Annotated in this window: 28 protein-coding genes, 1 tRNA gene and 1 pseudogene; 4 read left to right on the forward strand and 26 right to left on the reverse strand. The window is 65.6% G+C overall.

Annotated features, from left to right (window positions below):
* Nucleotides 1-194 precede the first annotated feature (194 nt).
* The 22 genes and pseudogenes from OP497_RS11155 to rplU all read right to left on the reverse strand — a co-directional run bounded on the left by OP497_RS11155 (nt 195) and on the right by rplU (nt 17,291).
* Nucleotides 195-1,304 (reverse strand): PilX N-terminal domain-containing pilus assembly protein, encoded by a 1,110-nt coding sequence (locus OP497_RS11155; protein ID WP_280548353.1) that lies wholly within the window; start codon nt 1,302-1,304, stop codon nt 195-197.
* Nucleotides 1,305-1,351: 47 nt separating this feature from the next.
* Nucleotides 1,352-1,915 carry a prepilin-type N-terminal cleavage/methylation domain-containing protein gene (locus tag OP497_RS11160; protein WP_280548354.1) on the reverse strand — a complete coding sequence of 188 codons (564 nt, stop codon included), beginning with the start codon at nt 1,913-1,915 and terminating at the stop codon, nt 1,352-1,354.
* Between the two features lie 2 nt (nt 1,916-1,917).
* Nucleotides 1,918-2,358, reverse strand: coding sequence for a type IV pilus modification protein PilV (pilV, locus tag OP497_RS11165; RefSeq protein WP_280548355.1), 441 nt, complete (start codon nt 2,356-2,358; stop codon nt 1,918-1,920).
* Entirely contained in the window at nt 2,358-2,849 is a 492-nt protein-coding gene (locus OP497_RS11170; protein ID WP_280548356.1) for a GspH/FimT family pseudopilin, read from the reverse strand. The genes pilV and OP497_RS11170 overlap by 1 nt, the downstream gene beginning before the upstream one ends.
* A complete protein-coding gene (locus OP497_RS11175; RefSeq protein ID WP_280548358.1) occupies nt 2,836-3,261 on the reverse strand; it encodes a type IV pilin protein in 426 nt (141 codons plus the stop codon). The genes OP497_RS11170 and OP497_RS11175 overlap by 14 nt, the downstream gene beginning before the upstream one ends.
* A gap of 339 nt (nt 3,262-3,600) precedes the next feature.
* Nucleotides 3,601-3,750 (reverse strand): annotated as a pseudogene (gene ispH, locus OP497_RS11180) (4-hydroxy-3-methylbut-2-enyl diphosphate reductase); the annotation flags it as partial.
* A gap of 91 nt (nt 3,751-3,841) precedes the next feature.
* The gene (locus OP497_RS11185; RefSeq protein WP_280548360.1) at nt 3,842-4,132 is read right to left on the reverse strand and encodes a BrnA antitoxin family protein; all 291 of its coding nucleotides are present in this window, start codon (nt 4,130-4,132) and stop codon (nt 3,842-3,844) included.
* Between the two features lie 27 nt (nt 4,133-4,159).
* A complete protein-coding gene (gene ispH, locus OP497_RS11190) occupies nt 4,160-5,113 on the reverse strand; it encodes a 4-hydroxy-3-methylbut-2-enyl diphosphate reductase (protein ID WP_280548361.1) in 954 nt (317 codons plus the stop codon).
* A 50-nt stretch (nt 5,114-5,163) separates the two neighbouring features.
* Nucleotides 5,164-5,676 (reverse strand): DUF4351 domain-containing protein, encoded by a 513-nt coding sequence (locus tag OP497_RS11195; RefSeq protein ID WP_280548363.1) that lies wholly within the window; start codon nt 5,674-5,676, stop codon nt 5,164-5,166.
* A gap of 32 nt (nt 5,677-5,708) precedes the next feature.
* The gene (locus tag OP497_RS11200; protein ID WP_280548365.1) at nt 5,709-5,831 is read right to left on the reverse strand and encodes a hypothetical protein; all 123 of its coding nucleotides are present in this window, start codon (nt 5,829-5,831) and stop codon (nt 5,709-5,711) included.
* Between the two features lie 9 nt (nt 5,832-5,840).
* Entirely contained in the window at nt 5,841-6,302 is a 462-nt protein-coding gene (gene fkpB, locus OP497_RS11205; protein ID WP_280548367.1) for an FKBP-type peptidyl-prolyl cis-trans isomerase, read from the reverse strand.
* A 124-nt stretch (nt 6,303-6,426) separates the two neighbouring features.
* Nucleotides 6,427-6,915 (reverse strand): signal peptidase II, encoded by a 489-nt coding sequence (gene lspA / locus OP497_RS11210; protein ID WP_280548370.1) that lies wholly within the window; start codon nt 6,913-6,915, stop codon nt 6,427-6,429.
* Between the two features lie 58 nt (nt 6,916-6,973).
* Nucleotides 6,974-9,808: an isoleucine--tRNA ligase gene (ileS, locus tag OP497_RS11215; protein WP_280548372.1), complete on the reverse strand. Its 2,835-nt coding sequence runs from the start codon at nt 9,806-9,808 to the stop codon at nt 6,974-6,976.
* Nucleotides 9,809-9,818: 10 nt separating this feature from the next.
* Complete coding sequence (gene ribF / locus OP497_RS11220) at nt 9,819-10,994, reverse strand: bifunctional riboflavin kinase/FAD synthetase (RefSeq protein ID WP_280548374.1); 1,176 nt, start codon at nt 10,992-10,994, stop codon at nt 9,819-9,821.
* Between the two features lie 312 nt (nt 10,995-11,306).
* Nucleotides 11,307-12,830, reverse strand: a complete 1,524-nt coding sequence (gene murJ, locus OP497_RS11225; RefSeq protein WP_280548526.1) for a murein biosynthesis integral membrane protein MurJ — start codon at nt 12,828-12,830, stop codon at nt 11,307-11,309.
* 312 nt (nt 12,831-13,142) lie between these two features.
* On the reverse strand, nt 13,143-13,409 hold the full coding sequence (gene rpsT / locus OP497_RS11230) for a 30S ribosomal protein S20 (protein ID WP_280548376.1): 267 nt from the start codon (nt 13,407-13,409) through the stop codon (nt 13,143-13,145).
* 205 nt (nt 13,410-13,614) lie between these two features.
* Nucleotides 13,615-14,754, reverse strand: a complete 1,140-nt coding sequence (proB, locus tag OP497_RS11235) for a glutamate 5-kinase (protein ID WP_280548378.1) — start codon at nt 14,752-14,754, stop codon at nt 13,615-13,617.
* 28 nt (nt 14,755-14,782) lie between these two features.
* Nucleotides 14,783-15,124, reverse strand: coding sequence for a DUF5615 family PIN-like protein (locus OP497_RS11240; RefSeq protein ID WP_280548380.1), 342 nt, complete (start codon nt 15,122-15,124; stop codon nt 14,783-14,785).
* Entirely contained in the window at nt 15,121-15,345 is a 225-nt protein-coding gene (locus tag OP497_RS11245) for a DUF433 domain-containing protein (RefSeq protein WP_280548382.1), read from the reverse strand. The genes OP497_RS11240 and OP497_RS11245 overlap by 4 nt, the downstream gene beginning before the upstream one ends.
* Nucleotides 15,346-15,390: 45 nt before the next feature.
* On the reverse strand, nt 15,391-16,578 hold the full coding sequence (gene cgtA / locus OP497_RS11250; RefSeq protein ID WP_280548384.1) for an Obg family GTPase CgtA: 1,188 nt from the start codon (nt 16,576-16,578) through the stop codon (nt 15,391-15,393).
* 85 nt (nt 16,579-16,663) lie between these two features.
* Complete coding sequence (rpmA, locus tag OP497_RS11255; RefSeq protein WP_280548386.1) at nt 16,664-16,921, reverse strand: 50S ribosomal protein L27; 258 nt, start codon at nt 16,919-16,921, stop codon at nt 16,664-16,666.
* A 58-nt stretch (nt 16,922-16,979) separates the two neighbouring features.
* Entirely contained in the window at nt 16,980-17,291 is a 312-nt protein-coding gene (gene rplU, locus OP497_RS11260; protein ID WP_280548388.1) for a 50S ribosomal protein L21, read from the reverse strand.
* A 293-nt stretch (nt 17,292-17,584) separates the two neighbouring features.
* Here rplU and ispB point away from each other — a divergent pair, with 293 nt between their 5' ends.
* Nucleotides 17,585-18,592 carry an octaprenyl diphosphate synthase gene (ispB, locus tag OP497_RS11265; protein WP_280548390.1) on the forward strand — a complete coding sequence of 336 codons (1,008 nt, stop codon included), beginning with the start codon at nt 17,585-17,587 and terminating at the stop codon, nt 18,590-18,592.
* Nucleotides 18,593-18,684: 92 nt separating this feature from the next.
* Nucleotides 18,685-18,761, forward strand: a tRNA-Pro gene (locus OP497_RS11270).
* A 97-nt stretch (nt 18,762-18,858) separates the two neighbouring features.
* On the opposite strand, the gene OP497_RS11275 is transcribed toward OP497_RS11270, so the two are convergent.
* The 3 genes from OP497_RS11275 to OP497_RS11285 all read right to left on the reverse strand — a co-directional run bounded on the left by OP497_RS11275 (nt 18,859) and on the right by OP497_RS11285 (nt 20,748).
* Nucleotides 18,859-19,788, reverse strand: a complete 930-nt coding sequence (locus tag OP497_RS11275; protein WP_280548392.1) for a DUF808 domain-containing protein — start codon at nt 19,786-19,788, stop codon at nt 18,859-18,861.
* 56 nt (nt 19,789-19,844) lie between these two features.
* Nucleotides 19,845-20,297 (reverse strand): universal stress protein, encoded by a 453-nt coding sequence (locus tag OP497_RS11280; RefSeq protein ID WP_280548394.1) that lies wholly within the window; start codon nt 20,295-20,297, stop codon nt 19,845-19,847.
* Between the two features lie 208 nt (nt 20,298-20,505).
* Complete coding sequence (locus OP497_RS11285) at nt 20,506-20,748, reverse strand: hypothetical protein (RefSeq protein ID WP_280548396.1); 243 nt, start codon at nt 20,746-20,748, stop codon at nt 20,506-20,508.
* 116 nt (nt 20,749-20,864) lie between these two features.
* On the opposite strand from OP497_RS11285, the gene OP497_RS11290 reads away from it, so the two are divergent.
* Complete coding sequence (locus tag OP497_RS11290) at nt 20,865-21,665, forward strand: TlpA disulfide reductase family protein (RefSeq protein WP_280548397.1); 801 nt, start codon at nt 20,865-20,867, stop codon at nt 21,663-21,665.
* 114 nt (nt 21,666-21,779) lie between these two features.
* The gene (rapA, locus tag OP497_RS11295) at nt 21,780-24,743 is read left to right on the forward strand and encodes an RNA polymerase-associated protein RapA (protein ID WP_280548399.1); all 2,964 of its coding nucleotides are present in this window, start codon (nt 21,780-21,782) and stop codon (nt 24,741-24,743) included.
* On the opposite strand, the gene OP497_RS11300 is transcribed toward rapA, so the two are convergent.
* Entirely contained in the window at nt 24,740-25,645 is a 906-nt protein-coding gene (locus tag OP497_RS11300; RefSeq protein WP_280548401.1) for a TIGR01777 family oxidoreductase, read from the reverse strand. The two genes, rapA and OP497_RS11300, sit on opposite strands and share 4 nt — an antisense overlap.
* Nucleotides 25,646-25,678 lie beyond the last annotated feature (33 nt).

A 25,678-nucleotide genomic window follows, 5' to 3' on the forward strand; every position in this document is an offset into this window, starting at 1 on the left:
CGGCGCCGTGCCCTGGCCCTCCTGGAAAATTCTCCGAGAGAACCTTCGTGAGGAAGTCAGGGAGCAAGCGTTATGCGCCGAATAGCACAGAATTCGTGGGGATCCTTCAGGGTCTGTCCCTTATTTTATTTCGTTCTTATTTCCGGTCTAACTCAGGCCGCAACAGGTGGGGTTGGTGGAGCGCTTACTTTAATTCAGAACCAGCCATCTATACCTGCCACCCCACTAAACAAATTATCCTCTACTGAAATTCCATAAAAATCGTCTAGCGTCAAGCCGAACTCTTCAAGTGCATTTGACACATTAGTACTATTAAACCACACAGTACCATCACCCCCTCCACCATTTAGTTTGACAAAGGTGGCTGGAGAAAGCTCCCAACTGTCCGCATCGATATCATTTACATTCAGAACAATCAAGGCACCATCCAAATGTGAATTACCACCTATTTGAACGGAACCATTAAGAACAATATGCAGGCCACTCAAAGAGTTATTTCCAGTAAAATCCATTTGCTCATCACCTGTATAAAAATGAACACCTGAATAGCCTGAACCACCAGCATATTCATCATACATCTTTTTAATCACGGAAACAAAACCAGTGGGCTCTTGATCCAACCCTAGGACAGTATCACTATTAAGATCAGCTTTATCTTCATAAGCACTTTCAATATTTAAAAGCCCATCACCCTGAAGAATTGACATGGCGGCCACATCTATTTGATTGCCATCAGAATCTTCAAATCCATCACCACCGGATATCTTGCTCTTAGCCGATTTTGGCCACTGCAAGGCATCGTTTGAAATATCTTCGTCAATCCCACCGGGCAAAGTGACAGCAGAAGGAGGGCCAAATCCATTCCATTCATCAACATCCAAATACACATAAACAGGACTACTAAGCGCATTATTATTATCAATCTTTGCCATGGAGATTATATAATAATCTGTGCTATGCTTGACAAACCTATAATAACATTGAACAGACTCGCAATCATACTCTACCCAACTGTCGCCAGCAAAGTTTGAGTCTGCAGCGAACTCATCCCAAGCAATCTCAAAGAAATTACTTGAAAAAGATGGCGCGCTAAAAGTAAAGCCTGAATTTGACCCACTTTGTAGCGTTTCAAACCCTGCAGAAGCTGCTTCTTCTGCACCCATCTGCACTTTTGACTGAGACCGATAATTCCCCGCCAGCCGCTCGTCCAACTGCGATGACTGCATACCGGAGAGGCCCAAAATCAAGGCCACTGTGAGCAGCGAAAGAACCACTATCAGCGCCGCACCCTTCTGGTTACTCATGTTCATACTCCAGGAAGCCGCACCGGCTTCGCCTATACTTTGATGTATCAGTTTACCGCAGCCGTGCGATTGACAGCATGAAAAACTAGCTCGTCAGGATCGGAATCAGACCCTGCCGCCGACAATAGCTGAAAGGTAATGGTGTAGATTCCATCAACTTCAAGAGTGTCATCTACGATAAAGCCGTCCTCAACGAAGGCGCTGGCAATGTCAGGCTGATCGCCGCTGGGATAAACCGGTGGATCCGAGCAATCCTGTCCAACCTCGAGCGCCCACCCCTCTCTTTCACTCAACGCCGAAGCACTCAGCTTGTACACCTTGGCAACATCATGGCCGGCTGAACAGGAGGAAGTGGCAATATCACCATGATTGGGAACCAGCAACCTCAACTCGCTTGGGTCGCTTGCATCAATATCATCAGCACGCCGGATATCTCGGAGCAAGGTTTCCACGGCAAAGCTCACGGCCGCCTGCTTCTCGCTCAGCGTTTCCACCTGGCGGTTTGTTTGAAACATGGTGAGGTAGAGCTGGCCGGCGCCAAGAATGATGATCAGCCCGATCACCAGCGCCACCATCAACTCGACCAGTGAGAAGCCGCTATTCCTTTTCATCTTCAGCTCCCCGGCAACCGAACGGTGTAACCAAACACGGGGGAATCTTCACCAACGAACCTGTTTTCAGACCACTTCACTGATATAGAAAATTCGCAATCTGGAGCAGGTACTCCTGACGGGGGATCCACCGACTCTTCTACTAGACCTGGCAAACGCTCTTTCCATGTATCGTACCAACTTGTATCCCCTAAATCTTTGGCATCAGCCCATGAGGGACACGCCAAGTCTCCATTTTCCGACATCTGTGCCCACAACCTCTCTTGGGCATCCTGTGCCGCCAAGGAGGCAACGGAACGCTGATAGGCGGCATGGGCGCCTTGCAGCGCCTTGAGTTGCATGGCGGCTACGCCCAACATGCCAACGGTCAATACCAGCAAGGCAATCATCGCCTCGATCAAGGTAAAGCCGGCCTGGAAATGCCTTCGTCCTGTCGTTTTCATCAAGGACACTCTTTTCGGCCTATGCGGCCGTATAAACTGACATCGATGATGCCGCAATGGTTTGCGGTTCCCTGAACCGTGACTTCACACCCATCACTGCAATCACCACTTGATGCCACCTTGCCCAGCGAATCAAAGGTCACAGTGAAGGATGTCACCGCCGAGCCGTCCGCACTCAGGCGTATACTTGAACGCGCTGATTCCGCTCTGCGAAGGACGACGTTATCGATATCACTGACCGCATACTCCCAGGGTGAGCTGCTGCTCTGCTGTAAGACAAGGCTCACCGGTTCGCGACGTTTGACTGCCTCGCTGCGGGCCAGCGCCAAGCCGGAAAGAAGCGCGTTATAATCCGATGCGTATCGGCTGCTGGCCATGAAACTCTGGAAACTTGGCGCCGCGATGGTGGCAAGGATGATGGCTACTGCCAGCGTGACAAGCAGCTCGATCAACGTAAAGCCACGGAACGCGGGCATCTTACCAGCAAGCATCGGGGGTTTTCACTCCTTGATGGTCCAGGGTTAAATCTCCGCTGCAACCATCAGAGCCACTCTTCAACTTTGCCGAGACAGTATAACTGGATCCGCTTGCAGCGATAAAAATCGTATAATAATCTTCTGGTGAAGGCAGTGTATTTCCGTCTTCCAAGGAACAATTGCTATCATTATAACTGTTATAGACGGTGTAGCACCGCTCGAGCACCCCCGCCGCATTCTGCAATCCGGCGTATGCATCCGTGCGTTTGGAGCGCTCCACATAACGCGTATAGCTCGGGTAGGCGATGGAGGCCAGGATCGCGACGATAGCTACCACAATCATCAGTTCGATGAGCGTGAAGCCGGCGCTTCGCCGGGCGCTGCCTGAGGGGCCCTGGGGCCTGAATCGTATGCTCGTGGGCGTCACGCGGTGCGTCTCCCTGCGGGTCGAGGCATTTGTTTCAGTATGTATCAAGATGTGGCGTTTCGATAGGGTGAGGGAGCAAAAATGCCATGCCTGCCGGGTGAGCGGCTGCTTACGCGTCGGTCGGGGGGCCTGTCGGCTGTGTAGGTCCGGAGCGGGCCAGCGCCATCGCTACGCGATGGATCGCGCTGCAGGCCGGGGCGCCGGGCCGAGCCTCCCACCAGATCAACTGTTGCCATCCTTACGCCCGGTGCGCTGGCGCTTACCGGGCCTACGGCCTCTCTGGAAATACGCCGCCGTCATGGCCATGGCGGCGGCGTTCTCGTCTCGGCGCTGGGCTAGCTATTCGCTGGCGATCACCCGCTCGCGCAGTTCGCGGGGCATGGAGAAGGTGATGGTCTCCTCGCGGCCGGCGAGTTCCTCGGGGGCCGTGGCCCCCAGGGCCTGCAGCCGCTCGATCACGCCCTTGACCAGCACCTCGGGGGCGCTGGCGCTTACCGGGCCTACGGCCTCACTGAAAATGCGCCACTATCATGCCAGTAGTGGGCGGCCTTCTCGTCTGGCCATGGCACCGGAGCACTAATCATCCGCCGCCATGCTCCCTGATGTACTGCTTCAGAGCCTGATCGATGCGGCGCTGCCAGCCTTCTCCTTCCGCCTTGAAGTGGTCGATCACCTCCTGGGAAAGTCGAATCGACGTCTTCACCTTCGTCGGCGAGCGCTGCTTGCCTCGCTGGCCAATGGTGCGCTGCAGGTTGGCAGGCAGGGCCTTCGACATCGGTCGCATCCGCTTCACGTCGTCATCGGTAAGCTCGCGAACCTCCCCGTCCTTATCCGTGAGTCGCGTTTTCATAGCGGTGATGCCCTCATGCATTGGGTCCCCAGGCGGCTGAAAGCAGGCTCAGTCGCTGGCGATCACCCGCTCGCGCAGCTCGCGCGGCATCGAGAAGGTGATGGTCTCCTCGCGGCCGGCGAGTTCCTCGGGGGCCGTGGCCCCCAGGGCCTGCAGCCGATCGATCACGCCCTTGACCAGCACCTCGGGGGCGCTGGCGCCGGCGGTGACGCCGATCACCCCGACCCCGTCGAGCCACGCCGGGTCGACCTGCTCGGCGCTGTCGATCAGGTAGGCCGGGGTGCCGACCCGCTCGGAGAGCTCGCGCAGGCGGTTGGAGTTGGAGCTATTGGGGCTGCCTACCACCAGCACCAGCTCACAGCCGTCGGCCAGCTCGCGCACGGCGTCCTGGCGGTTCTGGGTGGCATAGCAGATGTCGTCCTTGCGCGGCCCCTGGATCTCCGGGAACTTCGCGCGCAGGGCGTCGATCACCCGGGCGGTGTCATCCATGGAGAGGGTAGTCTGGGTCACGAAGGCCAGCTTGCTCGGGTCCTTGACCTCGAGGTTGGCCACGTCGGCCTCGTCCTCGACCAGATAGATGGCGCCACCGTGGGCGGTGTCGTAGCGCCCCATGGTGCCCTCCACTTCGGGGTGGCCCTCGTGGCCGATCAGGATGCACTCCTGGCCGTTGCGGGCGTAACGCAGCACCTCCAGGTGCACCTTGGTGACCAGCGGGCAGGTGGCGTCGAACACCTTGAGGCCGCGCTGATCGGCCTCCTCCTGCACGGCGCGGGAGACCCCGTGGGCCGAGAAGATCACGATGACGTCGTCGGGTACCTCGTGGAGCTCCTCGACGAACACCGCTCCCCGCTCGCGCAGGCTGTCGACCACGAAGCGGTTGTGGACCACCTCGTGGCGCACGTAGATCGGCGGGCCGAACGCGTCCAGGGCGCCGTTGACGATCTCGATGGCGCGGTCGACGCCGGCGCAGAAGCCGCGGGGGTTGGCCAGCTTGATTTGCATGGGTTCAGTCTGAAGTGTGTCAGGTTGCATGGGGGCCTTGCCTTGATGCGTCACGCAAAAATTTCGTCCAGGGTGCCGGCCGTCAGGACTCGCTCGGCCCACAGCTCCAGCTCCTCGGAACTTGCCTGGTTCACCCTCGACTCGACCTCGCGAGGAAGCTCGCCGAATTTCAAGGCCAGCAGCTTCAGCAACAGCTCGGCACGCCCACTCTGCATGCCCTGCTGCATGCCCTGCTGCATGCCCTGCTGCATGCCACGCTTCTCAGCGATACGTTCGAACGATGTGACATACGACATCTGAATTTCCTCCTCGAAGCGGGCCATCTGGGCCTCAAGCTCCTCTTCCAGAGCCGGCGGCAGTGCCAGCATCCAGTCGATCAGGCGTAACAGCTCCAGTACCTCGGAACGTTTGAAGCCGCGCCGATACAGCCTCTTCATCAGGCTAAACTTGGTCACTAGGCGAGCATTGTCATTGCCCTGGGTCCGGTGTGCCTCAAGCTGAGCATGCACTATGACAGCAAAAGGGTTGGTACTGTTCTCAAGTGCGTGGCGATCATCACGCATATGTTGAAGGTTCACCACCGGAAAACTGAACACTAGCCTTCGATATCCCGATACATCTCAGGCATCAGCAACTCGAGAAACTGCGGAAAATAGTGCTCCAGCGCCTCCTTCCAGGGGGAGTCGAAATCGCTACTACCGGCTGCTGTTTCGTTCATGCTGCCACCTCAGTGGGTGGTAGCGGGCTTTACGTCCAGCACTTCCACCTCGAAGGTCAGGGTACGCCCCGCCAGCGGATGGTTGAAGTCCACTTCCACCTGCTCGCCCTCGATGTGCCTGATCACCCCGGGCAGCTCGCCGCCGGCGGCATCGGCGAAGGACATCACCATGCCCACTTCCGGCTCGTCGCTCTCGAAGTCGTCGCGCTTGAGCAGCTGGATGTTCTGGGGATTGTGCTGGCCGAAGGCGTGCTCGGGGGTGATCTCGAAGCTGCCGGTGTCACCGCTCGCCAGCCCCTTGAGGGGATGCTCGAAGCCCGGCGGCAGGTTGCCATCCCCCACCTGGAAGGTGGCGGGTGCCTTGTCCCGGGTAGAATCCACCACGGTGCCGTCTTCCAGGCTGAGGGTGAAGTGCAGGGTCACTTCCATGCCCTCGTCGATGCGGTGTTGGGGGCTGTTCTGGTCGCTCATGACAGTCTCGGACTCGGTAAAGGTGGTAAGGTTCGGAGGCCTTATCGGGCGCCTGACGGCGCCATTCGTCGAGGCGTCGAACCGGCAATGAATTGCGCTCCCACAGGAGCGGCGAGCGGGTTCCTCAACCACGCCGGCGAGCCCGGCGCCGCTCGGCGAACAGCGACTCCCAGATCAGGCCGATGGCCCCCAGGGTGATGCCGATGTCCGCCACGTTGAAGGCCGGGTAGTACCAGCCGGCCACATGGAAGGAGAGGAAGTCCACCACGTAGCCGTGAACCAGCCGGTCGTAGAGGTTGCCGAGCGCCCCACCGATGATCAGCGCCAGCGACACGGCCAGCAGCGTCTCGTCGCATTTGAGGCGGCGCATCCACACCGTCAGGCCGATGCTCGCCCCCACCGCGATGGCGGCGAAGAGCCAGCGCTGCCAGCCGGGATGGCCGGCCAGGAAGCTGAAGGCCGCGCCGGTGTTGTGCAGCAGCGTGAGATCGAAGAACGGCAGCACCGCCACCGGCCGGGCGTAGTCGAGCAGCCCGCCGGCCAGATACTTGGTGGCCAGGTCCAGCACGACCACCGCCAGCGCCAGCCACAGCCAGCGCAGGGGTCTGCGCATGGGCGGCACCACGACGGCGCCGCCTGCATCCGCCTGCTTGCTGGATGACGCTTGGCGATCAGGCATAGTGACGCGTCTCTCCAGGGCCATCCGGCAGGTTGCCGATGCAGCGCCCGCACAGGTCGGGATGGTCGACATGCTGACCGACGTCCTCGCGGTGGTGCCAGCAGCGCTCGCACTTCTGGTTGGGGCTCTCGGCCACGGCCACCTTCAGCCCTTCGAGCTCGGTGGCCTCGGCCTCCTTGGCCTCGCCGAGCGGCGCCAGGCGCACCTCGCTGGTGAGCATCACGAAGCGCAGCTCGTCGCCCAGCTTGGCGAGCGTGGCCTGCAGGACGTCATCCACGTAGAGCGTGACCTCGGCGGCCAGGCTGCCCTTGATGGCCTTGGCGTTGCGGGCGTCCTCCAGGCACTTGTTGACCGCCTGCTTGACCTCGAGCACCTGCTCCCAGAAGTCGCGGCCCATGGCGGCGTCATCGGCGAGCGTCTCGAGCCCGGTAGTGTACTCGGCCAGCAGCACGCTATCGCCGCGCTTGCCCGGGATGTTCTCGAAGATCTCCTCGGCGGTGAACGAGAGGATCGGCGCCACCCAGCGGGCAAGCGCCTCGACCACCTGATAGAGCGCGGTCTGGGCGCTGCGGCGCGCCACGGAGTCGGCCTGGGTGGTGTACTGGCGATCCTTGATCACGTCCAGGTAGAAGCCGCCGAGCTCCCGGGCACAGAAGCCGTGCACCTGCTGGTAGACGTCGAGGAAGCGGTACTCTTCATAGGCCGTCTCGATGCGCGCCTGCAGCTGGGCGGCGCGGTCGACCACCCACTGGTCCAGGGCCAGCATGTCATCGAAGGCCACTTGGTCGCGGTTCGGGTCGAAGCCACTCAGGTTGGCGAGCAGGAAGCGCGAGGTGTTGCGGATGCGCCGGTAGACATCGGCGGTGCGCTTGAGGATCTCATCAGACACCGCCATCTCGCCGCCGTAGTCGGTGGAGGCCACCCACAGGCGCAGGATGTCGGCGCCGAGCTTGTCCATCACCTCCTGAGGTGCCACCACGTTGCCTACCGACTTGGACATCTTGTGGCCCTGGGCATCCACGGTGAAGCCATGAGTCAGCAGGCCGCGGTACGGCGGGTGGCCGTCGATGGCGCAGCCGGTGAGCAGCGAGGAGTGGAACCAGCCGCGGTGCTGGTCGGAGCCCTCCAGGTACAGATCGGCGACCGGCCCCTGCTCGTGGCCGTGGGGGTGCGAGCCGCGCAGCACGTGGCGATGGGTGGTGCCGGAGTCGAACCAGACGTCCAGGGTATCGGTGACCTTCTCGTAGTCGGCGGCCTCCTCGCCCAGCAGCTCGGCGGGGTCGAGGCGGAACCAGGCGTCGATGCCCTCGACCTCGACGCGCTTGGCGGCCTCTTCCATCAATTCGAGGGTACGCGGGTGAAGCTCGCCGGTGGCCTTGTGCAGGAAGAAGGGGATCGGCACGCCCCAGTTGCGCTGGCGGGAGATACACCAGTCCGGGCGGTTGGCGATCATGCTGTGCAGGCGCGCCTGGCCCCAGGCCGGGGTGAAGGTGGTCGCCTCGATGCCCTCGAGGGCCCGCTCACGCAGGGTCTTGCCATGACGGCCCTGCACGTCCATGCCCACGAACCACTGGGCGGTGGCGCGGTAGATCACCGGGCTCTTGTGGCGCCAGCAGTGCATGTAGCTGTGGGTGATGGTCTGGTGGGCCAACAGCGCGCCCACCTCGTCGAGCTTGGCGACGATCTGCAGGTTGGCCTTCCAGATCATCTGGCCGCCGAAGAACGGCAGATCATCGACATAGACGCCGTTGCCCTGCACCGGGCTCTCGATCTCGTCGAAGGTCATGCCGTGGGCGCGGCAGGTCACGAAGTCATCGACGCCATAGGCCGGGGCCGAGTGGACGATGCCGGTGCTGCCCACCTCGATCTCCACATAGTCGGCCAGGTACACCGGCGACAGGCGATCGTAGAAGGGGTGGCGAAAGCGCACGCCGTCCAGCCGCTCGCCGGTGGCGGTGGCGATGATCTCGCCCTCCAGCCCGAAACGCTCCAGGCACGATTCCACCAACTCCTCGGCCAGCACCAGCAGGCGCTCGCCGGTATCCACCAGGGCATAGGTGAACTCGGGATGCACGTTGAGCGCCTGATTGGCGGGAATGGTCCAGGGGGTGGTGGTCCAGATCACCGCGGCGGCTGGCTTGGCAAGCGCCTCCAGGCCGAAGGCCGCGGCCAGGCGGTCGGCATCCGCCACCGGGAAGGCCACGTCGATGGCATCGGACTTCTTGTCGGCGTACTCCACCTCGGCCTCGGCCAGCGCCGAGCCACAGTCGAAGCACCAGTTGACGGGTTTCAATCCCTTGAAGACATAGCCCGCCTCGACCATCTCGGCCAGCGCGCGGATCTCGCCGGCCTCGTTGGCGTAGTCCATGGAGCGATAGGGGTTGTCCCAGTCGCCGATCACCCCCAGGCGCACGAAGTCGGCGAGCTGGCCCTGGATCTGCTCGGCGGCGTACTCGCGGCACAGCGCGCGGGCACGCGCCGGTTCAAGGTGCTTGCCGTGGGTGGTCTCCACCTTGTGCTCGATAGGCAGGCCGTGGCAGTCCCAACCGGGCACGTAGGGGGCATCGAAGCCGGCCAGGTTCTTCGACTTGACGATGATATCCTTGAGGATCTTGTTGACGGCGTGACCGATGTGGATGCTGCCGTTGGCGTAGGGAGGGCCGTCGTGCAGCACGAAGAGCTCCCTGCCCCGGCGCTCCTCGCGCAGGCGGTGGTACAGATTCATCGCCTTCCATTGCGCCACCCGGGCGGGCTCCTTCTTGGGCAGCATGCCGCGCATGGGGAAATCGGTTTCTGGCAGGTTCAGCGTGTGCTTGTAGTCGCTCATATCCTGGGGATCAGCCGTCGTCGTGGTCGGCGGGTGCACCCGCCGAGGAATCGGAAGTCACGGCCTCGCGCGCCAGCGGCGCCGATGCCAGAGGAAGAGAATCGTCGCTGCCGTCGCCCGTGGGAACCGCCGTGACGGGGTGTGCCGCGACATTGGCACCGGCAGCGGGGTGCTCTAGAAAATCGGCACCGGCAGCGGGGTGCTGTAGAAAACCGGCACCGGCAGCGGGGTGCTCTAGAAAATAGGCACCGGCAGCGGGGTGCTCTAGAAAGTAGGCCCGGGCGCGCGCCTGGTCGGCGCTTATCTGGCGCTTGAGCGCCTGGAAATCGTCGAACTTCACCTCGCCGCGCAGCTTGGCGCAGGGCAGCACCGTCAGGCGCCGGCCGTAGAGGTCGCCGTCGAAGTCGAAGAGGTGCACCTCGAGCACCGGCCGCTCGCTACCCACCGTGGGGCGCCAGCCGATGTTGGCCACGCCGGGCAGGCAGCGCCCGTCGGGGAGCTCGGTGACCACCGCATAGACGCCCTGCAGGGCCAGCGACAGGGCCGGCTGCGGCAGGTTGGCGGTGGGCACGCCGATGGTGCGGCCCAGTTGGCGGTCGGGCACCACCCGGCCGCCCAGCCGGTAGGGACGGCCCAGCAGGCGCGCCGCGGCGGCGAAGTTGCCGCTGGCCAGCAGGGTACGCACCCGGCTGCTGGAGACCCGCTCGTCGTCGATGGTGAAGGTGCGAGTGTGCTCGACGCCGAAGCCGCTAGACACCCCCACCTCGGTGAGCAGGTGGAAGTCGCCGCGCCGGTCACAGCCGAAACGGAAGTCGTCGCCCACCACCAGGTGGCGCACGCCCAGGCCGTCTACCAGCACCCGCTCGATGAACGCCAGGGCGGTCAGGCTGCGCAGGGCGTCGTTGAAGGGCAAGCAGAGGATGCGGTCGACCCCGCACTCGCCGAGCAGCGCCACCTTGTCGCGCAGCCGGGTCAGCCGCGGCGGGGCCTGGTCGCCGGCGAAGAACTCCCGCGGCTGGGGCTCGAAGACCACTACGGTCACCGGCAGCCCGAGCCGGGCGGCCTGCTCGCGGCACTGGTCGAGAATCGCCCGATGCCCGCAGTGCACGCCATCGAAGTTGCCGATGGTGGCCACGCAGCCGCGATCCTCGTCACGCAGGTTGTGCAGTCCTCGAATCACTCGCATGGGCGTCATCACGCTGGGAAATAAAGTCCACGATTATAACGGACCGGGGGGCCCTTGACAGCCGGCGCGGCTTGGTCTTTCCCTGCCGCCTCTTATGGAGGCAGGTGATCAGCTGCTTCTTGTGGGAGCTGACGGTTCGACTTGCACGGCGATTGGCTGCTCATACCCACTGACAGAGCTCTCCGCCTTTCGCGGTGCAAGTCGAAGCGTCGAACCGTCCGCTCCCACATGTCCCCCCAGCCACCGGCCATGAATTGTGGGAGCAACGCTTGCGTCGCGATCCGCCGCGGAGCGGCGTTTGGTTGGCATCCTTCAGCCCCTCATCCGAAAATGGCGAAGGCGCACCCCGAAGGCCGCCAGCCACGCGAAGTAGACCACCACCCCGCCCGTCACCAGCACCGCCAGCCAGCCGGCGCGGGTCCAGACGCTCCACTCGAGCCAGGCCTGCCACTCGGGGGCCAGCCAGGCCAGCCCCACGCCCATCACCGTGCAGCCACCGAGCAGCTGCACCGCATAGCGCCCCCAGCCGGGCTGGAAGACCAGCACGCCCTGCTTTCTCAGCAGCCAGCCCAGCAGGCCGGCGTTGAGGAAGGCCGAGAGCGCCGTGGCCAGCGCCAGGCCGGCATGGGCCAGAGGCCAGATCAGGACCAGGTTGAAGACCATGTTGGCGACCATGGCGATGATGCCCACCTTCACCGGCGTGGCGGTGTCCTGGCGGGCGAAGAAGCCCGGTGCCAGCACCTTGATCAGCATGAAGGCGACTAGTCCGAACGCATACGCCCTGAGGCTCATCGCCGCCATGGCGATGTCGCGCTCGGTCATGGCGCCGTAGTGGAACAGCGCGATCAGCAGCGGCTCGGCGAGCACCGCCAGGGCCAGGGCCGCGGGCAGGCCGAGCAGCAGTACGGCGCGGATCGCCCAGTCGAGCATGGCGGCGAAGTGCTCGCCGGACTGCTCGGCATGGCGCCGGGAGAGCGCCGGCAGGATCACCGTGCCGATGGCGATGCCGAACACCCCCAGCGGCAGCTCCACCAGGCGGTCCGAGTAGTAGAGCCAGGAGACGCTGCCCGCCGCCAGCAGCGAGGCCAGCACGGTGTCGAGCAGCAGGTTGATCTGCGACACCGAGACACCGAACAGCGCCGGCGCCATCAGCCGCAGGATGCGCCGCACGCCGCTGTGGGCAAAGTCGGGCCAGGGCCGCGGCAGCAGCCCCAGCCGCGCCAGGAAGGGAACCTGGAAGGCCAGCTGGGCGCCACCGGCGATCAGCACGCCCCAGGCCAGCGCCATGACCGGCTCCTCGAACAGCGGCGTGAGAAGGACCGCCGCACCGATCAGCGAGAGGTTGAGCAGCACCGGGGTGAAGGCCGGCACGGCGAAGCGGTTCCAGGTGTTGAGCGTGCTGCCGGCGAAGGCCGTGAGCGAGATCAGCAGCAGGTAGGGGAAGGTCAGCCGCAGCATGTCGGCGGTCAGCGCCAGCTTCTCCGGGTCGCGGCCGAAACCGGGCGCGAAGGCCCACACCAGCCAGGGCGCGGCCAGCATGGCCAGCGCGGTGATCAGCGCCAGCACCGCCGTGAGGCTGCCGGCCACCGCATCGAGCAGTTCCCTCACCTCGCGCTTGCTGCCGCGGGTGGCATATTCCGAGAGCACCGGCACGAAGGCTTGGTTGAAGGCCCCCTCGGCGAACAGGCGGCGCAGAAAGTTGGGAATCTTGAAAGCGACGAAGAAGGCGTCCGCCCCGTCGCCGGCGCCGAACAGGGTGGCGATCACCACGTCGCGCGCCAGCCCCATCACCCGCGAGAGCAGGGTCATCACGCTGACCACCAGGCCGGAACGCATCAGGCCGCCCGCCTTGGGCGCCACCGCCTTGTCATTCTCGTCCAACGGGTCCTGTGGCGACTGCTCGCGATCCGTCACGTCTACCTCCTCACCTGAGCCGTGCCCCGTGGGAGCGACGATTCGGCGCTCCGACTTCAGATCGCTAAGGGGGTCGAACGCCTCCCCGGCGCCATTCGTCGAAGCGTCGAACCGGCAATGAATTGCGCTCCCACAGGTGGGAGTGTCGGGATCTTAACGAATAAAAAACCGGCCGAAGCCGGTTTTTCGTCGGTGCGCCCGCACGCGGCGGACACCCTGAGGCGTTCGGCGTGCTTACGCGGCCAGCGCCTTGATGCGCTTGTTCAGGCGGCTCTTCAGGCGCGCGGCCTTCCTCTTGGAGAGCACGTCCTTGTCGGCAATGCGGTCGATGACCGGCTGCGCCTGCTTGAAAGCGTCCATCGCCTGGGCGTGGTCACCGCCATGGATGGCATGGATGACACGCTTGATGTAGGTACGGACCATGCTGCGCTGGCTCGCCTTCAGGACACGACGGCCTTCTGCCTGACGGGCACGCTTACGGGCTTGCTTACTGTTCGCCACTGACTGTCTCCTTGGAGAAAGTTGTGGTCGCCATCTGCGGGCGACACTTGATAACTGTATGATCCAACAGGGAAATAAAAAATCCCCGCCGGCCTGGCCATGTTGCCGGCTGCGCCATTGAACGCAGTCGCTTAGGGGCCGTGTCTGAGAGGATGGCGTATCCTATCATGCCAGCCCCGTGCTTGCCATCGTTCCTGCGAGAGCGCTAGAGCACCACCAGGTTGTCGCGGTGGATCAGCTCCGGCGCCTCCATGTAGCCGAGGATGGCCTCGATCTGGTGGCTGGGCTTGCCGACCAGCAGACGGGCCTCGTCGGCGCCGTAGTTGACCAGCCCCTTGGCCACGCGATGCCCCTGGTCGTCGACGCAGAGCACCATGTCACCGCGGCGGAACTGGCCGCTGACCGCGGTCACCCCCACCGCCAGCAGGCTGGAGCCGCTGCCCTTGAGCACCTTCACCGCGCCGGTATCCAGGGTCAGGCTGCCGCATACCTGCAGCTGCCCCGCCAGCCAGCGCTTGCGCGCCGCCATGGGCGCCTGCTCGGGCAGCAGCAAGGTACCCAGCCGCTCGCCTTCGGCCAGGCGGCCGAGCACCGCCGGCTGACGACCGCTAGCGATCACCGTGACCGCGCCGGAGCGGGCCGCCAGCTGGGCCGCGCGCACCTTGGTGGCCATGCCGCCGCGACCGAGCACCCCGCCGCCGCCAGCCACCGCGGCCAGGCTCGGGTCGTCGGCGCGCCCCTCGGCGATCAGCCGCGCCTGGGGATTGCTGCGCGGGTCGGCATCGAACAGCCCCTCCTGGTCGGTGAGGATCACCAATGCGTCGGCCTCCAGCAGGTTGGCCACCAGGGCCCCCAGGGTGTCGTTGTCGCCGAAACGGATCTCGTCGGTGACCACGGTGTCGTTCTCGTTGACCACCGGCACCACCCCCAACGCGACCAGAGTGCGCAGCGCCGACCGGGCGTTGAGGTAGCGCTTGCGGTTGGAGAGGTCGTCGTGAGTGAGCAGCACCTGGGCGGAGAGCAGGCCATGGCGGGCGAAGTGGCCCTCGTAGCACTCGGTGAGGCCATTCTGGCCCACCGCCGCCGCGGCCTGCAGTTCGTGGACCGCCGAGGGACGCACCTGCCAGCCCAGCCGCACCATGCCGGCGGCCACCGCGCCGGAGGAGACCAGCACCACCTCGATGCCGCGACGGTGCAGCTCGGCAACCTGGTCGACCCAGCCACCGATGGCCGCCTCGTCGAGGCCGCGACCGTCATTGGTCAGCAGCGCACTGCCGATCTTCACCACCACCCGGCGGGCGCCCACCAGCGACTCGCGGCCAGGATTCGCAACCCCTTCCGTCATCTTGATTCCTGATGTTGTCTTTGCAGGGTTAAGGACGATCACTCAGCTCGACCAAGGGCTCACCCTGCGATAACAGCTCGAGCGCGGCCGGCAACAGCCTCTGCAGCACGTCCCGCATACGCGCATTCGTAGTGTTCCCCATGGTGATCCAGATGACACGCGGCGGCGGGCCGTGACGCTCTAGAAGATCAGGAAAATCTCGATCCTTGGTCAACACGACAATCTCCGCCTTGCTTGCTGCGGAAAATATCTCCTCATCCGACGCATCACGATAGCCAAGCCAGCGGGCAGAATAGGCCTCGATACCCAGAGTTTCGGTTATCCAGGGCGCCAGGTGGGGAGACAGTTGAGCATCAACCCAGAGGATCATGCCGCAAGGACGGGGTGGCCGAGACGGCGCGCGGCGAACTGCAGACACGCCAGGACATCCTCCTGCTCCAGATCCGGCAGCTCTTCGAGCACCTCCTGCGCGGTCAACCCTTGCCCCAGCAAGTCGAGCACATCCACCACCCGGATACGCATGCCGCGGACACAGGGCCTGCCCCCGCACTGCGAGGGGTCGATCGTGATACGACGCAACAAGTCACTCATCCGGCACCTCCTCTCGTATCGCCCACCTGGCCTCAGTCTACTTCATCACGGCGCGTATTCGACCTCGACGTCGTAATCATCATCATCGAAATCGTCGTCATCGTCCTCGTCACGCTTGCGCTTGCGACCCAGGCGGGCCTCGGTGCGAGCCACCGCCTCGTCTTCCATGCGCGCGCGCATCTCGCGGGCACGCTCGGCGGCCTCCTCGTCCTCGTTCTCGAGGCGGCGCTGCTCGGTGAGCCAGCGGTAGGCGGCCTGGACCAGGGCATCGGTGCCGTCGCTGGAAATCGCCGAGATGCGAAACACCGGCCCCTCCCAGCCGAGCCGGCGGACGATCTCATCGGCCACCGCCTCGCGCTCCTCGGCCGGCAGCAGGTCGAGCTTGTTGAGCACCAGCCAGCGCGGCAACTCGGCCAGCGCCGGCGAGAACTCGCCCAGCTCGTGGATGATCGCCTCGGCGGCCGCCACCGGGTCGGACTCGTCGAAGGGCGCCACGTCGACCACATGGAACAGCAACCGGGTGCGGGTCAGGTGCTTGAGGAAGCGCAGCCCCAGGCCCGCACCGTCGGAGGCACCCTCGATCAGGCCGGGCACGTCGGCCATCACGAAGTGCTCATGCAGGCCGAGCTTCACCACGCCCAGGTTGGGCACCAGAGTGGTGAACGGATAATTGGCGACCTTGGGCTTGGCCGCAGAGACGGAACGGATCAATGTCGACTTGCCGGCATTGGGCAGGCCCAGCAGGCCCACGTCGGCCATCACCTTCATCTCGAAGCGCAGGTTACGACGCTCGCCCTCGGTGCCCGGCGTGGTACGCCGCGGCGCCCGGTTGGTGGAGGACTTGAAGTGGATGTTGCCAAGCCCCCGGCGGCCGCCCTGGGCGACCGGCACCACCTGGCCGATCTCGGTGACGTCGGCGATCACCTCGAGGGTATCCTCGTCGATTACCGTGGTGCCCACCGGCACCTTGACGTGCAGGTCATCGCCGGCGCGCCCGCTCATCTGCCGCCCCATGCCGGGCTGGCCATTCTGCGCCTTGTAGAAGCGCTGGTACTTGAAGTCGATGAGGGTATTGAGGGCATCGTCACCGATCAGGTAGACGCTGCCGCCATGACCCCCATCGCCGCCGTCGGGGCCACCCTTGGGCACGTACTTCTCGCGGCGGAAGCTCAGGCAGCCATTGCCGCCATTGCCGGCTTCCACGATGATCGAGGCTTCGTCGACGAACTGCATCTCTCACTCTCCTGACGGCCTGTGCCGCCATGATACAAGAAGGCCCCGCCTGGGCGGGGCCTTCTCGCTGCAAGCGTCAGGGGTCTCAGGCGGAGACGATACTGACGAACTTGCGGTTCTTCGGACCCTTGATCTCGAACTTGACCACGCCCTCGTCCAGCGCGAACAGCGTGTGGTCCTTGCCGATACCGACGCCGGTACCGGCGTGGAACTTGGTGCCACGCTGGCGCACGATGATGTTGCCCGGGTTGACGACCTGGCCGCCGAACAGCTTGACGCCGAGGCGTTTGGATTCGCTGTCGCGACCGTTACGGGTGGAACCCGCTGCCTTCTTGTGAGCCATTGCAAAATCCTCGCTCGTTCAGGGGAGTCTCTCGAAAAGCGTTCCGCTGGCGCGGCGCTTACGCAGAGATCCCGGTGATCTTGACTTCAGTGAACCACTGGCGGTGGCCCTGACGCTTCATGCTGTGCTTGCGACGACGGAACTTGATGATGGTGACCTTGTCACCACGGCCGTGGGAGACGACCTCGGCCGCCACCTTGGCACCGTCGATCAGCGGGGCGCCGATCGTGACGTCCTCGTCGTTGCCGACCAGCAGGACCTCGTCGAATTCGATCGTGTCGCCGGTCGGCACTTCCAGCTTCTCGAGCTTGAGAGTCTGGCCTTCCTGAACGCGGTACTGCTTGCCACCGCTCTTGATAACTGCGTACATGCTTTTTTCTCCAGGACTCATCGGGTGTTGGCTCTTCATCGACCTGCTGCGAGTGGCGCCCCTTCCGGCAGCCATCTGACAGGGAGCATGATGAGTGGGTCGCGGATTATAACCGCGGGCGAACGACCGCACAACCCGTGAGGCAGGCTCCCGGGGGCGAGGTCGGCGACCCTGCCGAGGGCCCGCCAGCACCGGCTTGACGCCCCCATGGGGGCCCCATAGCATGGCCGGCAACCCGATGCCCGAAGAGGCGCCCGTCGCCCCGGCCCCACCTACCCGTCGAAACCGCCTCCATGCCAGCCAACCCCTCACCGCCCCAGTCACCCAGCACCGCTCCCGCATCGCCCCTGCATGCCGCGGTCGCCGATGACTTCCTCGCCGTGGACCGCACGATCATGGACCAGCTCGCCTCGCGCGTCCCGCTGGTGGAGACCATCGGTCAGTACATCATCGAGAGCGGCGGCAAGCGGTTGCGCCCGCTGCTGGTGCTGCTGGCGGCGCGCTCACTGGGCTACGCGGGCGACCGGCACATCACCCTGGCCACCCTGGTCGAGTTCATGCACACCTCGACGCTGCTGCATGACGACGTGGTCGACGAGTCCCACCTGCGCCGCGGCAAGGCCACGGCCAACGATGCCTGGGGCAACGCCCCCTCGGTGCTGGTGGGCGACTTCCTCTACTCCCGCTCCTTCCAGATGATGGTGGAAGTGGGGTCCATGCGCATCATGAACGTGCTCTCGCGGGCCACCTGCACCATTGCCGAGGGCGAGGTGCAGCAGCTCACCAACGTGGGCAACCCCGACACCGACGAGGCGACCTACTTCGAGACCATCCAGGGCAAGACCGCCATGCTCTTCGAGGCGGCCTCCCACAGCGGCGCCATCCTCGCCGACGCCACCCCGGAACAGGAAGTGGCGCTGCAATACTACGGCCGCTACCTGGGCCTGGCCTTCCAGCTGATCGACGACCTGCTCGACTACCAGGGCGACGCCGAGGCGATGGGCAAGAACGTGGGCGATGACCTGGCCGAGGGCAAGCCGACCCTGCCGCTGATCAAGGCCATGGTCGCCGGCACCCCCGCGCAGCGAGACCTGGTGCGCCAGGCCATCCGCGAGGGCGGCCTCGAGCACCTGGACGAGGTACTGGCCATCGTCCGCGACACCGGCGCCCTGGACTACACCCGGGCCCGCGCCGAGGAGATGGCCGACAAGGCCCTGGCACAGCTCGACGCGCTGCCCGAGAGCCCCTTCCGCGACAGCATGGCCCAGCTCGCCCGCCTGGCCGTTGACCGGCAGAACTGAGCGCCGCAAAGCCGCTCAGGGGGCTTGCATGCCGGCACGGCTTGCGTATAATGCGCTCCGTCGGTCAGCACAGCCCCGACGCTTAAAAAATTCGGAGTATAGCTCAGCTTGGTAGAGCGCTGCCTTCGGGAGGCAGAGGTCGTAGGTTCGAATCCTGCTACTCCGACCAAGAATTTAGTAAAAACGGCCACTTAGCTCACATGAGCGGTGGCCGTTTTTCGTTTCGCCCAATCAAGTGACGCCCTAGACGCACGTGCGTTCGCCCCTCACGCCCCTCTTCCGCCCCACAGCCGCTGCCCCAGGGTCACCGCGGCCAGCACGGCCGCGCCCACCACCAGGCCGAAGAGCATATTGAGCAGCGACGGGCCCAGGCCATGGACCACGGCACCGAGTCCCGGGATGTCGAATTGCGCCTCGGCCACGCCCTGGATCAGATGGTGGACCACGGGGATGCCATGGGTGAGGATGCCGCCGCCGACCAGGAACATCGCCAGGGTACCGACCACCGACAGCCCCCTCATCAGGTAGGGCGCCCCCGCCAGCAGGCCACGCCCCAGCCCACTGAGCAGGCCGTTGCGTCGGCTCAGGTACAGTCCCAGATCGTCGATCTTGACGATGCCGGCCACCAGGCCATAGACCCCCAGGGTCATCAGCAGGCCGATCCCCACCAGCACCGCGACCTGCTGTGTCAGGGCGACACCCGCCACCGTGCCCAGGGTGATGACGATGATCTCGGCAGAGAGGATGAAGTCGGTGCGAACCGCCCCCCGAATCTTGTCCTTCTCGAAGGCCCGCATGTCGACCTGCTCGTCGGCCATCGCCGCGAGCCGCCGACGATGCGCCTCATCTTCCTCGCCGCCGTGCAGGAACTTGTGCGCCAGCTTCTCGACCCCCTCGTAGCAGAGGTAGGCCCCGCCGAACATCAGCAGCAGGGTGACTGCCCAAGGCAGCAGGGCACTGACCAGCAGCGCCGCCGGAATCAGGATCAGCTTGTTGACCAGCGAGCCCCGGGCCACCGCCCAGACCACCGACAGTTCCCGGTCGGCGTCGACGCCAGTGACCTGCTGGGCGTTGAGGGCCAGGTCGTCCCCCAGCACGCCAGCAGTCTTCTTGGCCGCCACCTTGGTCATCAACGAGACATCGTCGAGGATGGTGGCGATGTCGTCGATCAGGGTGAGAAGACTGCTGCCGGCCACGGTAGGGGCTCCTTGTCACTGGGCAGTCCCGCATGTCCGGCGGGCACCAGCGCGCCTCAGGTCACGGTAATGACGGTGCAGCCGGCGGTGTGACTGACCTTGTGGGAGACGCTGCCGAACACCATACCACGCACGTCGCTGACACCGCGGCTGCCCATGACGATGGCATCGACGCCGAGCGCCTCGGCCTCGCCGACGATCAGCTCCGCCTGACGGCCCTGGCGGATCACCTCCTTGACCTCGATGCCGGAGAGATCGACGGTGGCGCGAGCCTTGTCGATCACCTTGTGGGCCTCCTCCTTCATCCCGGCCGCCAGCTTCTCCCGGTCTTCCTCGGAGAAGGGTTCGGCGGTGCCGCCGGTGAACAGACCGAGGTTGTCCGGCGGGAACTCGGCCACGGTCATCAGGTGCAGGACGGCGGAGGTCCCCTTCGCCAGCTGGGCGGCCACCTGGAGCGCCTTCTCGGCATGGCTGGAGCCGTCGAGGGGTACGAGGATTGACTGGTACATGATTTCTTCCCTTCAGAGACATACCGGGGTGCCGCGCGGCACCCCACCTGAATCCTAGCCTAGTCGCTGACAACAATCCGGCAATGTCCTAGGTCAAGCGCGTGAGCCGAAACCCATCAGCGGCCGGGCAAGGCGTATCGCCGCGGTGGCTTTTGCACCAGCGGCTGCATTGGTGTCGGCAGGCGAGGCGCCTGGCCGCCGGGCCCGCTCAGTCCGCATCGCCGTCATCATCGGCCAGGCGCCTGGCCATGGCCTTGCGCGCCTTGTTGCGGTGGTAGAGACGGACCAGGGCGATCCACAGGGCGGCCACCACCATGGCCGCCAGGGTCCAGCCCTGCCAGGGACGCGCAGCATCCCCCATCAGGGTCTCCAGGGTGATGATCAGGACAAAGCCCGTCGCCTGGCTGGCGATCGCCAGGGCGCGCAGGGTATCGAAGGCCGGTCGTGCCATGAGTGCTCCCGCTGGATGACAGCCCTGCCCGCCGGCAGTAGGCTTGGCGAAACGAATGCGCCCAGTGTAACCGCTGCGGTGCCCGCCGCCGACCTCTCGGGAGTCACCGCCACGCCATGGATGCCATCGCCCTGGGGCCCGTCCTGATCGCGCTGCCGCGTCTCTATGCCTTCCTCGCCGCCCTGATCCTGCTGGGCGCCAGCGCCTTTCTGCTCGGCCTGCCCCGGGGCCGCCATGCCCGCTGGTTCAACGGCCTGCTGCTGGTCTGGCTGGTCGGCGCCCGCCTGGGGCATGGGCTGATGAACCTGGCCGCCTATGCCGAGGCGCCACTGGACATCCTCAAGCTCTGGCAGCCCGGCTACCATGGCCTCTGGGGCCTGCTGGCCGCGCTGGGCTGGACTGCCTGGACGCTGCGCGACCGGCTGGGGGCGATGCTGGGCGGCATGGGCCTGGCGCTGGGCGCCTCGCTGCTGTGGCTAACGCTGGTCACCCTGGCCCCGCTCGGCGGCGGCATGGCCCTGCGCGAGCTGCCCGACCTCGCCCTGGAGAACCTCGACGGCGAGCAGGTAAACTTGGCCTCGCTGTCCGGCGAGCGGGTGGTGGTCAACCTCTGGGCCACCTGGTGCCCACCCTGCCGTCGCGAGATGCCAATATTAGCCGAGGCCGACGCTCGCGAGGGCGTCACCGTGGTGATCGTCAACCAGGGCGAGGATCTGCTGCAGGTGGTGCGCTATCTCGATGACCAGGGCCTCGACTTCCGCCATGCCCTGCTCGACCCGCGCCAGCGGCTGATGGTCCTGTCCGAGTCCCCGGGCCTGCCCACCACCCTGCTGTTCGACGGCGAGGGCCGCGCCCTGGATCAGCACGTGGGGGAACTCACCCGCGCCCGGCTGTCGACATGGCTGGAGGAGCGCTGATCGAAGCGAGTGCTTAAGCCGCGCCGGGCTTTGCTGTACGATACCGCGCCCTGTCGCCGCCGGGCCGGGTGTGGCCAGCGGCACCGAACCGATCCCAAGCATCCCCGAGGCACCATGAGCGACTTCTCTCCCGGCCAGCGCTGGATCAGTGACGGCGAGGCCGAACTCGGCCTAGGCACCATCCTCAACGTCGACGCCCGCAGCGTCACCGTGCTCTTCGGCGCCAGTCAGGAAACCCGCACCTACAGCAGCCGCAACGCCCCCCTGACCCGGGTGGCCTTCGGCAGCGGCGACCGCATCCAGTCCGCCGAGGGCTGGCAGATGACCGTCGACGACAGCAAGGAGTTCGGCGGGCTGATCGTCTACATCGGCGAGGACGACGCCGGCGAGCTCACCGAGCTGCCCGAGTCGCGGCTTGCCGACAGCATGCAATTCGACCAGGCCCGCGACCGCCTGCTCACCGGCCAGGTCGACCGCAACGACTGGTTCGACCTGCGCTTTCGCACCCTGCACCACTTCCACCGCATCGAGCAGAACCCGGCACTCGGCCTGGCCGGCCCGCGCATCGACCTGATCCCCCACCAGCTCTATATCGCCGACGAGGTGGCCCGTCGCCACGCGCCGCGGGTGCTGTTGGCCGACGAGGTGGGGCTGGGCAAGACCATCGAGGCCGGGCTGATCCTGCATCGCCTGCTGCTCACCGGCCGCGCCGAGCGGGCGCTGATCCTGGTGCCGGCGAGCCTGACCCACCAGTGGCTGGTGGAGCTGCTGCGCCGCTTCGCCCTCGAGGTCACCCTGCTCGACGAGCAGCAGAGCGAGGCCCATGGCGACGCCAACCCCTTCGAGGCCGGCCAGCTGGTGCTGGCCAGCCAGGACTGGCTGTTCGCCACCCCCCATCGCCAGCAGCAGGCGCTGGCCTGCGACTGGGACCTGCTGATCGTCGACGAGGCCCACCACCTGGACTGGAGCCCGGAGCAGAGCGGCCCCGGCTATGCCTGCGTGGGCCGCCTGGCCGCCCAGGTGCCCGGCATGCTGCTGCTCACCGCCACCCCGGAGCAGATGGGCCTCACCAGCCACTTCGCCCGGCTGCGCCTGCTCGATCCGGACCGCTATCACAGCCTCGCGGCCTTCCGCGAGGAGGAGCAGCACTACGTGGAGGTCGCCGAGGCGATCGACGCCCTGGAGTGCCTGCCGGGCGAGGACGCCGACCGCTCGAAGGTCGCCGCGGTGATCGCCGAACCCGACAGCCTGGCCCTGCTCGACACCCTGGCCGACCCCGAGCGCGGCGACGACCAGCGCGCCGCCGCCCGCGACCAGCTGCGCGACCAGCTGCTGGACCGCCACGGCACCGGCCGGGTGATGTTCCGCAACAGCCGCCGCCATGTGGGTGGCTTCCCGGAGCGCCGCCTGCACATCACAGAGCTCGAGGCGCCCTCGGCCTACCGCCGGGTGCTGCGCCGCCTGGCGCGCGATGAGGACTACCTCGACGAGCTGCTGATCGAGACCGGCCTCGACCATCCCGAGGTGCTGATCTACCCCGACGCCATGTACCGGGCGCTGACCGACGACCTGCCGGGCGGCGATCCGCTCAATACCGAGCCCTGGTGGCAGTTCGACCCACGCGTGACCTGGCTGCTGGAGCGCCTCGCCGACGACGGCGAGGCCGGCTTCGCCGATGACAAGGTGCTGGTGATCGCCCATGACCGCGAGACCGCCCAGGGCCTGGCCGAAGGCCTGCGGGTACTCGGCGGCTACCAGGCCCCGGTATTCCACGAGGGGCTCTCGCTGGTGGAGCGCGACCGCGCCGCCGCGGCCTTCGCCGACCCCGAAGAGGGCTGCCAGGTGCTGGTCTGCTCGGAGATCGGCTCCGAGGGGCGCAACTTCCAGTTCTGCCGCCACCTGGTGATGTTCGACCTGCCGCTGCAGCCCGACCAGCTGGAACAGCGCATCGGCCGGCTCGACCGCATCGGCCAGCGCTACGCCATCGAGCTGCATGTGCCGGTGTTCGCCGGCAGCCCCGGCGAGAAGCTGCTGCGCTGGTACCACCAGGGCATGGACGCTTTCAGTGCACCCCATGGCCTGGGCAGCGAGATCCATGCCGCCTTCGGCGACACCCTGGCCGACAGCCTGCTCGACGACGAGAGCCTCGAGGAGGTGATCGCGGAGACCCGGGCGCTGTTCGAGGCGCGACTGGCCGAGCGCGACGCCGGCCGCAACCGCCTGCTGGAGCTCAACGCCTGTCGACACGAGCGCGCCGATGCGGTCATCGAGGCGATCCGCGAGCTCGACGCCGACAAGGCCCTGACCCGCTACCTGGATCAGGCGCTGGACATCTTCGGCGTCGACAGCCAGGAGCTGGGCGGCGACATCCTGCACCTGCAGCCGAGCCCGCAGATGCTCGAGGGCCTGCCGGGGCTGGTGAAAGGCGAAGAGGGCTTCTCGGCCACCTTCTCCCGCTCGCGGGCCCTGGCCCGGGACGACGTCCAGCGCCTCTCCTGGGAGCATCCGCTGTTGCGCGAGATGATGGGGCGGATCCTCGACGGCCCCATGGGCAATACCGCCCTCGCCCTGCTCAAGCACCCGGCGATTCCCGCCGGTCGCCTGATGGTCGAGCTGGTCTTCCGCACCCATTGTCCCGCGCCGAAACGCCTGCACCTCAACCGCTTCCTGCCACCCACCGCGGTGCGTGTTCTGCTCGATGAATCCGGCGCCAACCTGACCGCCAGGATCTCCTTCACCGGCCTCTCCCGGGCGGTGCAGAAGGTCAAGAAGGCGGTGGCCCGGGACCTGATCAAGAGCCGCCAAGACCAACTGCGCGAGCTGCTCGACGGGGCCGAGGCGGAGGCCGAGCGGGAGCTGCCGAGCATCGTCGAGGCCGCCCAGGGGCGCATGCGCGCCGAGCTGGACGCCGAGCTCAGCCGCCTCGAGGCGCTCTCGCGGCTCAACCCGGCGGTGCGCGCCGACGAACTCGAGGCGCTGCGCGCCGAGCGCGCCGCCCTGGACGCGGCGATCGAGGGCACCCGGCTGCGCCTGGACGCCGTGCGGGTGATCGTCACCGTGGGGGAAGAAACGCGCTAGCCGAGGATATCGGCCAGGGCCTTCTCCAGGGTCTCGAACTTGAACTCGAAGCCCGCCTCGAGCAGCCGGGCCGGGCGCATGTCGGCGCCGGTCAGCAGCAGCCGTGACATCTCGCCGAAGGCGGTCTCCAGGGCAATGGCCGGCACCGGCATCAGGGCGGGACGCCCCAGCTGCCTGGCCAGGGTGCGGGTGAACTCGGCGTTGGTGACGGGATGGGGCGCGCTGCCGTTGAAGGGGCCCTCCAGGTCGTCGCGCTCGAGCAGGAAGAGGATCGCGCCGACCAGGTCCTCGCGGTGGATCCAGGGCATGAACTGCTTGCCGTCGCCGAAGCGACCACCCAGCCCCAGCTTGAAGGGCGGCAGCATCTTCTGCAGGCTCCCGCCGCCGGCATCGAGCACCAGGCCGATGCGCAGCAGGGCCACGCGGACGCCGAAGTCCGCCGCCTCCCGGGCGGTGTCCTCCCAGCGCTTGCAGAGGCGGTGGGCGAACTCGTCGTGGGGCGGGGTCTGTTCGGTGACCTCGCGATCGCCCTGGTCGCCGTAGTAGCCCATCGCCGAGGCCGAGACCATCAGCCGCGGCATCCGGCCCTGGCTGGCCTGGAGCTGCTCGCAGAGCATCACCAGGTCCCCAGTGATGTTGACCCGGGAATCGATCAGGCGCTTCTTCTGGTCATCGCTCCAGCGGCGGGCGGCGATCGATTCGCCGGCCAGGTTGACGATGGCGTCCGGCGGCGTGTCGACGAAATCCAGCACCGAACGGCGGATATCGCTGCCCTCCGGCAGGCGGTCGCGCACCTGCTCCGGCTCGCGTGACACCACCAGCAGGCGATGCCCGGCCTCCTTCAATCGCCGGCACAGCCGCTGCCCGACGAAACCACTGCCGCCCGTGATCAGCACTCGCATCCGGAATCCCTCCCCATGCCATTAAGACAAGCC

The organism is Halomonas sp. 11-S5 (assembly GCF_029889825.1).
Taxonomy (GTDB): Bacteria; Pseudomonadota; Gammaproteobacteria; order Pseudomonadales; family Halomonadaceae; genus Halomonas.

What these genes read in the sequence shown, in the direction of transcription:
- OP497_RS11290 (WP_280548397.1), top strand. Translation starts at nt 20,865, where the DNA reads ATGGATGCCATCGCCCTGGGGCCCGTCCTGATCGCGCTGCCGCGTCTC.
- OP497_RS11300 (WP_280548401.1), bottom strand. Translation starts at nt 25,645, where the DNA reads ATGCGAGTGCTGATCACGGGCGGCAGTGGTTTCGTCGGGCAGCGGCTG.
- ileS (WP_280548372.1), bottom strand. Translation starts at nt 9,808, where the DNA reads ATGAGCGACTACAAGCACACGCTGAACCTGCCAGAAACCGATTTCCCC.
- rpmA (WP_280548386.1), bottom strand. Translation starts at nt 16,921, where the DNA reads ATGGCTCACAAGAAGGCAGCGGGTTCCACCCGTAACGGTCGCGACAGC.
- OP497_RS11155 (WP_280548353.1), bottom strand. Translation starts at nt 1,304, where the DNA reads ATGAGTAACCAGAAGGGTGCGGCGCTGATAGTGGTTCTTTCGCTGCTC.
- rplU (WP_280548388.1), bottom strand. Translation starts at nt 17,291, where the DNA reads ATGTACGCAGTTATCAAGAGCGGTGGCAAGCAGTACCGCGTTCAGGAA.
- ispH (WP_280548361.1), bottom strand. Translation starts at nt 5,113, where the DNA reads ATGCAAATCAAGCTGGCCAACCCCCGCGGCTTCTGCGCCGGCGTCGAC.
- OP497_RS11245 (WP_280548382.1), bottom strand. Translation starts at nt 15,345, where the DNA reads ATGAGTGACTTGTTGCGTCGTATCACGATCGACCCCTCGCAGTGCGGG.
- ispB (WP_280548390.1), top strand. Translation starts at nt 17,585, where the DNA reads ATGCCAGCCAACCCCTCACCGCCCCAGTCACCCAGCACCGCTCCCGCA.
- OP497_RS11160 (WP_280548354.1), bottom strand. Translation starts at nt 1,915, where the DNA reads ATGAAAAGGAATAGCGGCTTCTCACTGGTCGAGTTGATGGTGGCGCTG.
- cgtA (WP_280548384.1), bottom strand. Translation starts at nt 16,578, where the DNA reads ATGCAGTTCGTCGACGAAGCCTCGATCATCGTGGAAGCCGGCAATGGC.
- lspA (WP_280548370.1), bottom strand. Translation starts at nt 6,915, where the DNA reads ATGCGCAGACCCCTGCGCTGGCTGTGGCTGGCGCTGGCGGTGGTCGTG.
- OP497_RS11170 (WP_280548356.1), bottom strand. Translation starts at nt 2,849, where the DNA reads ATGCTTGCTGGTAAGATGCCCGCGTTCCGTGGCTTTACGTTGATCGAG.
- OP497_RS11280 (WP_280548394.1), bottom strand. Translation starts at nt 20,297, where the DNA reads ATGTACCAGTCAATCCTCGTACCCCTCGACGGCTCCAGCCATGCCGAG.
- proB (WP_280548378.1), bottom strand. Translation starts at nt 14,754, where the DNA reads ATGACGGAAGGGGTTGCGAATCCTGGCCGCGAGTCGCTGGTGGGCGCC.
- OP497_RS11285 (WP_280548396.1), bottom strand. Translation starts at nt 20,748, where the DNA reads ATGGCACGACCGGCCTTCGATACCCTGCGCGCCCTGGCGATCGCCAGC.
- ribF (WP_280548374.1), bottom strand. Translation starts at nt 10,994, where the DNA reads ATGCGAGTGATTCGAGGACTGCACAACCTGCGTGACGAGGATCGCGGC.
- murJ (WP_280548526.1), bottom strand. Translation starts at nt 12,830, where the DNA reads ATGCGTTCCGGCCTGGTGGTCAGCGTGATGACCCTGCTCTCGCGGGTG.
- fkpB (WP_280548367.1), bottom strand. Translation starts at nt 6,302, where the DNA reads ATGAGCGACCAGAACAGCCCCCAACACCGCATCGACGAGGGCATGGAA.
- OP497_RS11240 (WP_280548380.1), bottom strand. Translation starts at nt 15,124, where the DNA reads ATGATCCTCTGGGTTGATGCTCAACTGTCTCCCCACCTGGCGCCCTGG.
- pilV (WP_280548355.1), bottom strand. Translation starts at nt 2,358, where the DNA reads ATGAAAACGACAGGACGAAGGCATTTCCAGGCCGGCTTTACCTTGATC.
- rapA (WP_280548399.1), top strand. Translation starts at nt 21,780, where the DNA reads ATGAGCGACTTCTCTCCCGGCCAGCGCTGGATCAGTGACGGCGAGGCC.
- OP497_RS11185 (WP_280548360.1), bottom strand. Translation starts at nt 4,132, where the DNA reads ATGCATGAGGGCATCACCGCTATGAAAACGCGACTCACGGATAAGGAC.
- OP497_RS11200 (WP_280548365.1), bottom strand. Translation starts at nt 5,831, where the DNA reads ATGAACGAAACAGCAGCCGGTAGTAGCGATTTCGACTCCCCCTGGAAG.
- OP497_RS11195 (WP_280548363.1), bottom strand. Translation starts at nt 5,676, where the DNA reads ATGCGTGATGATCGCCACGCACTTGAGAACAGTACCAACCCTTTTGCT.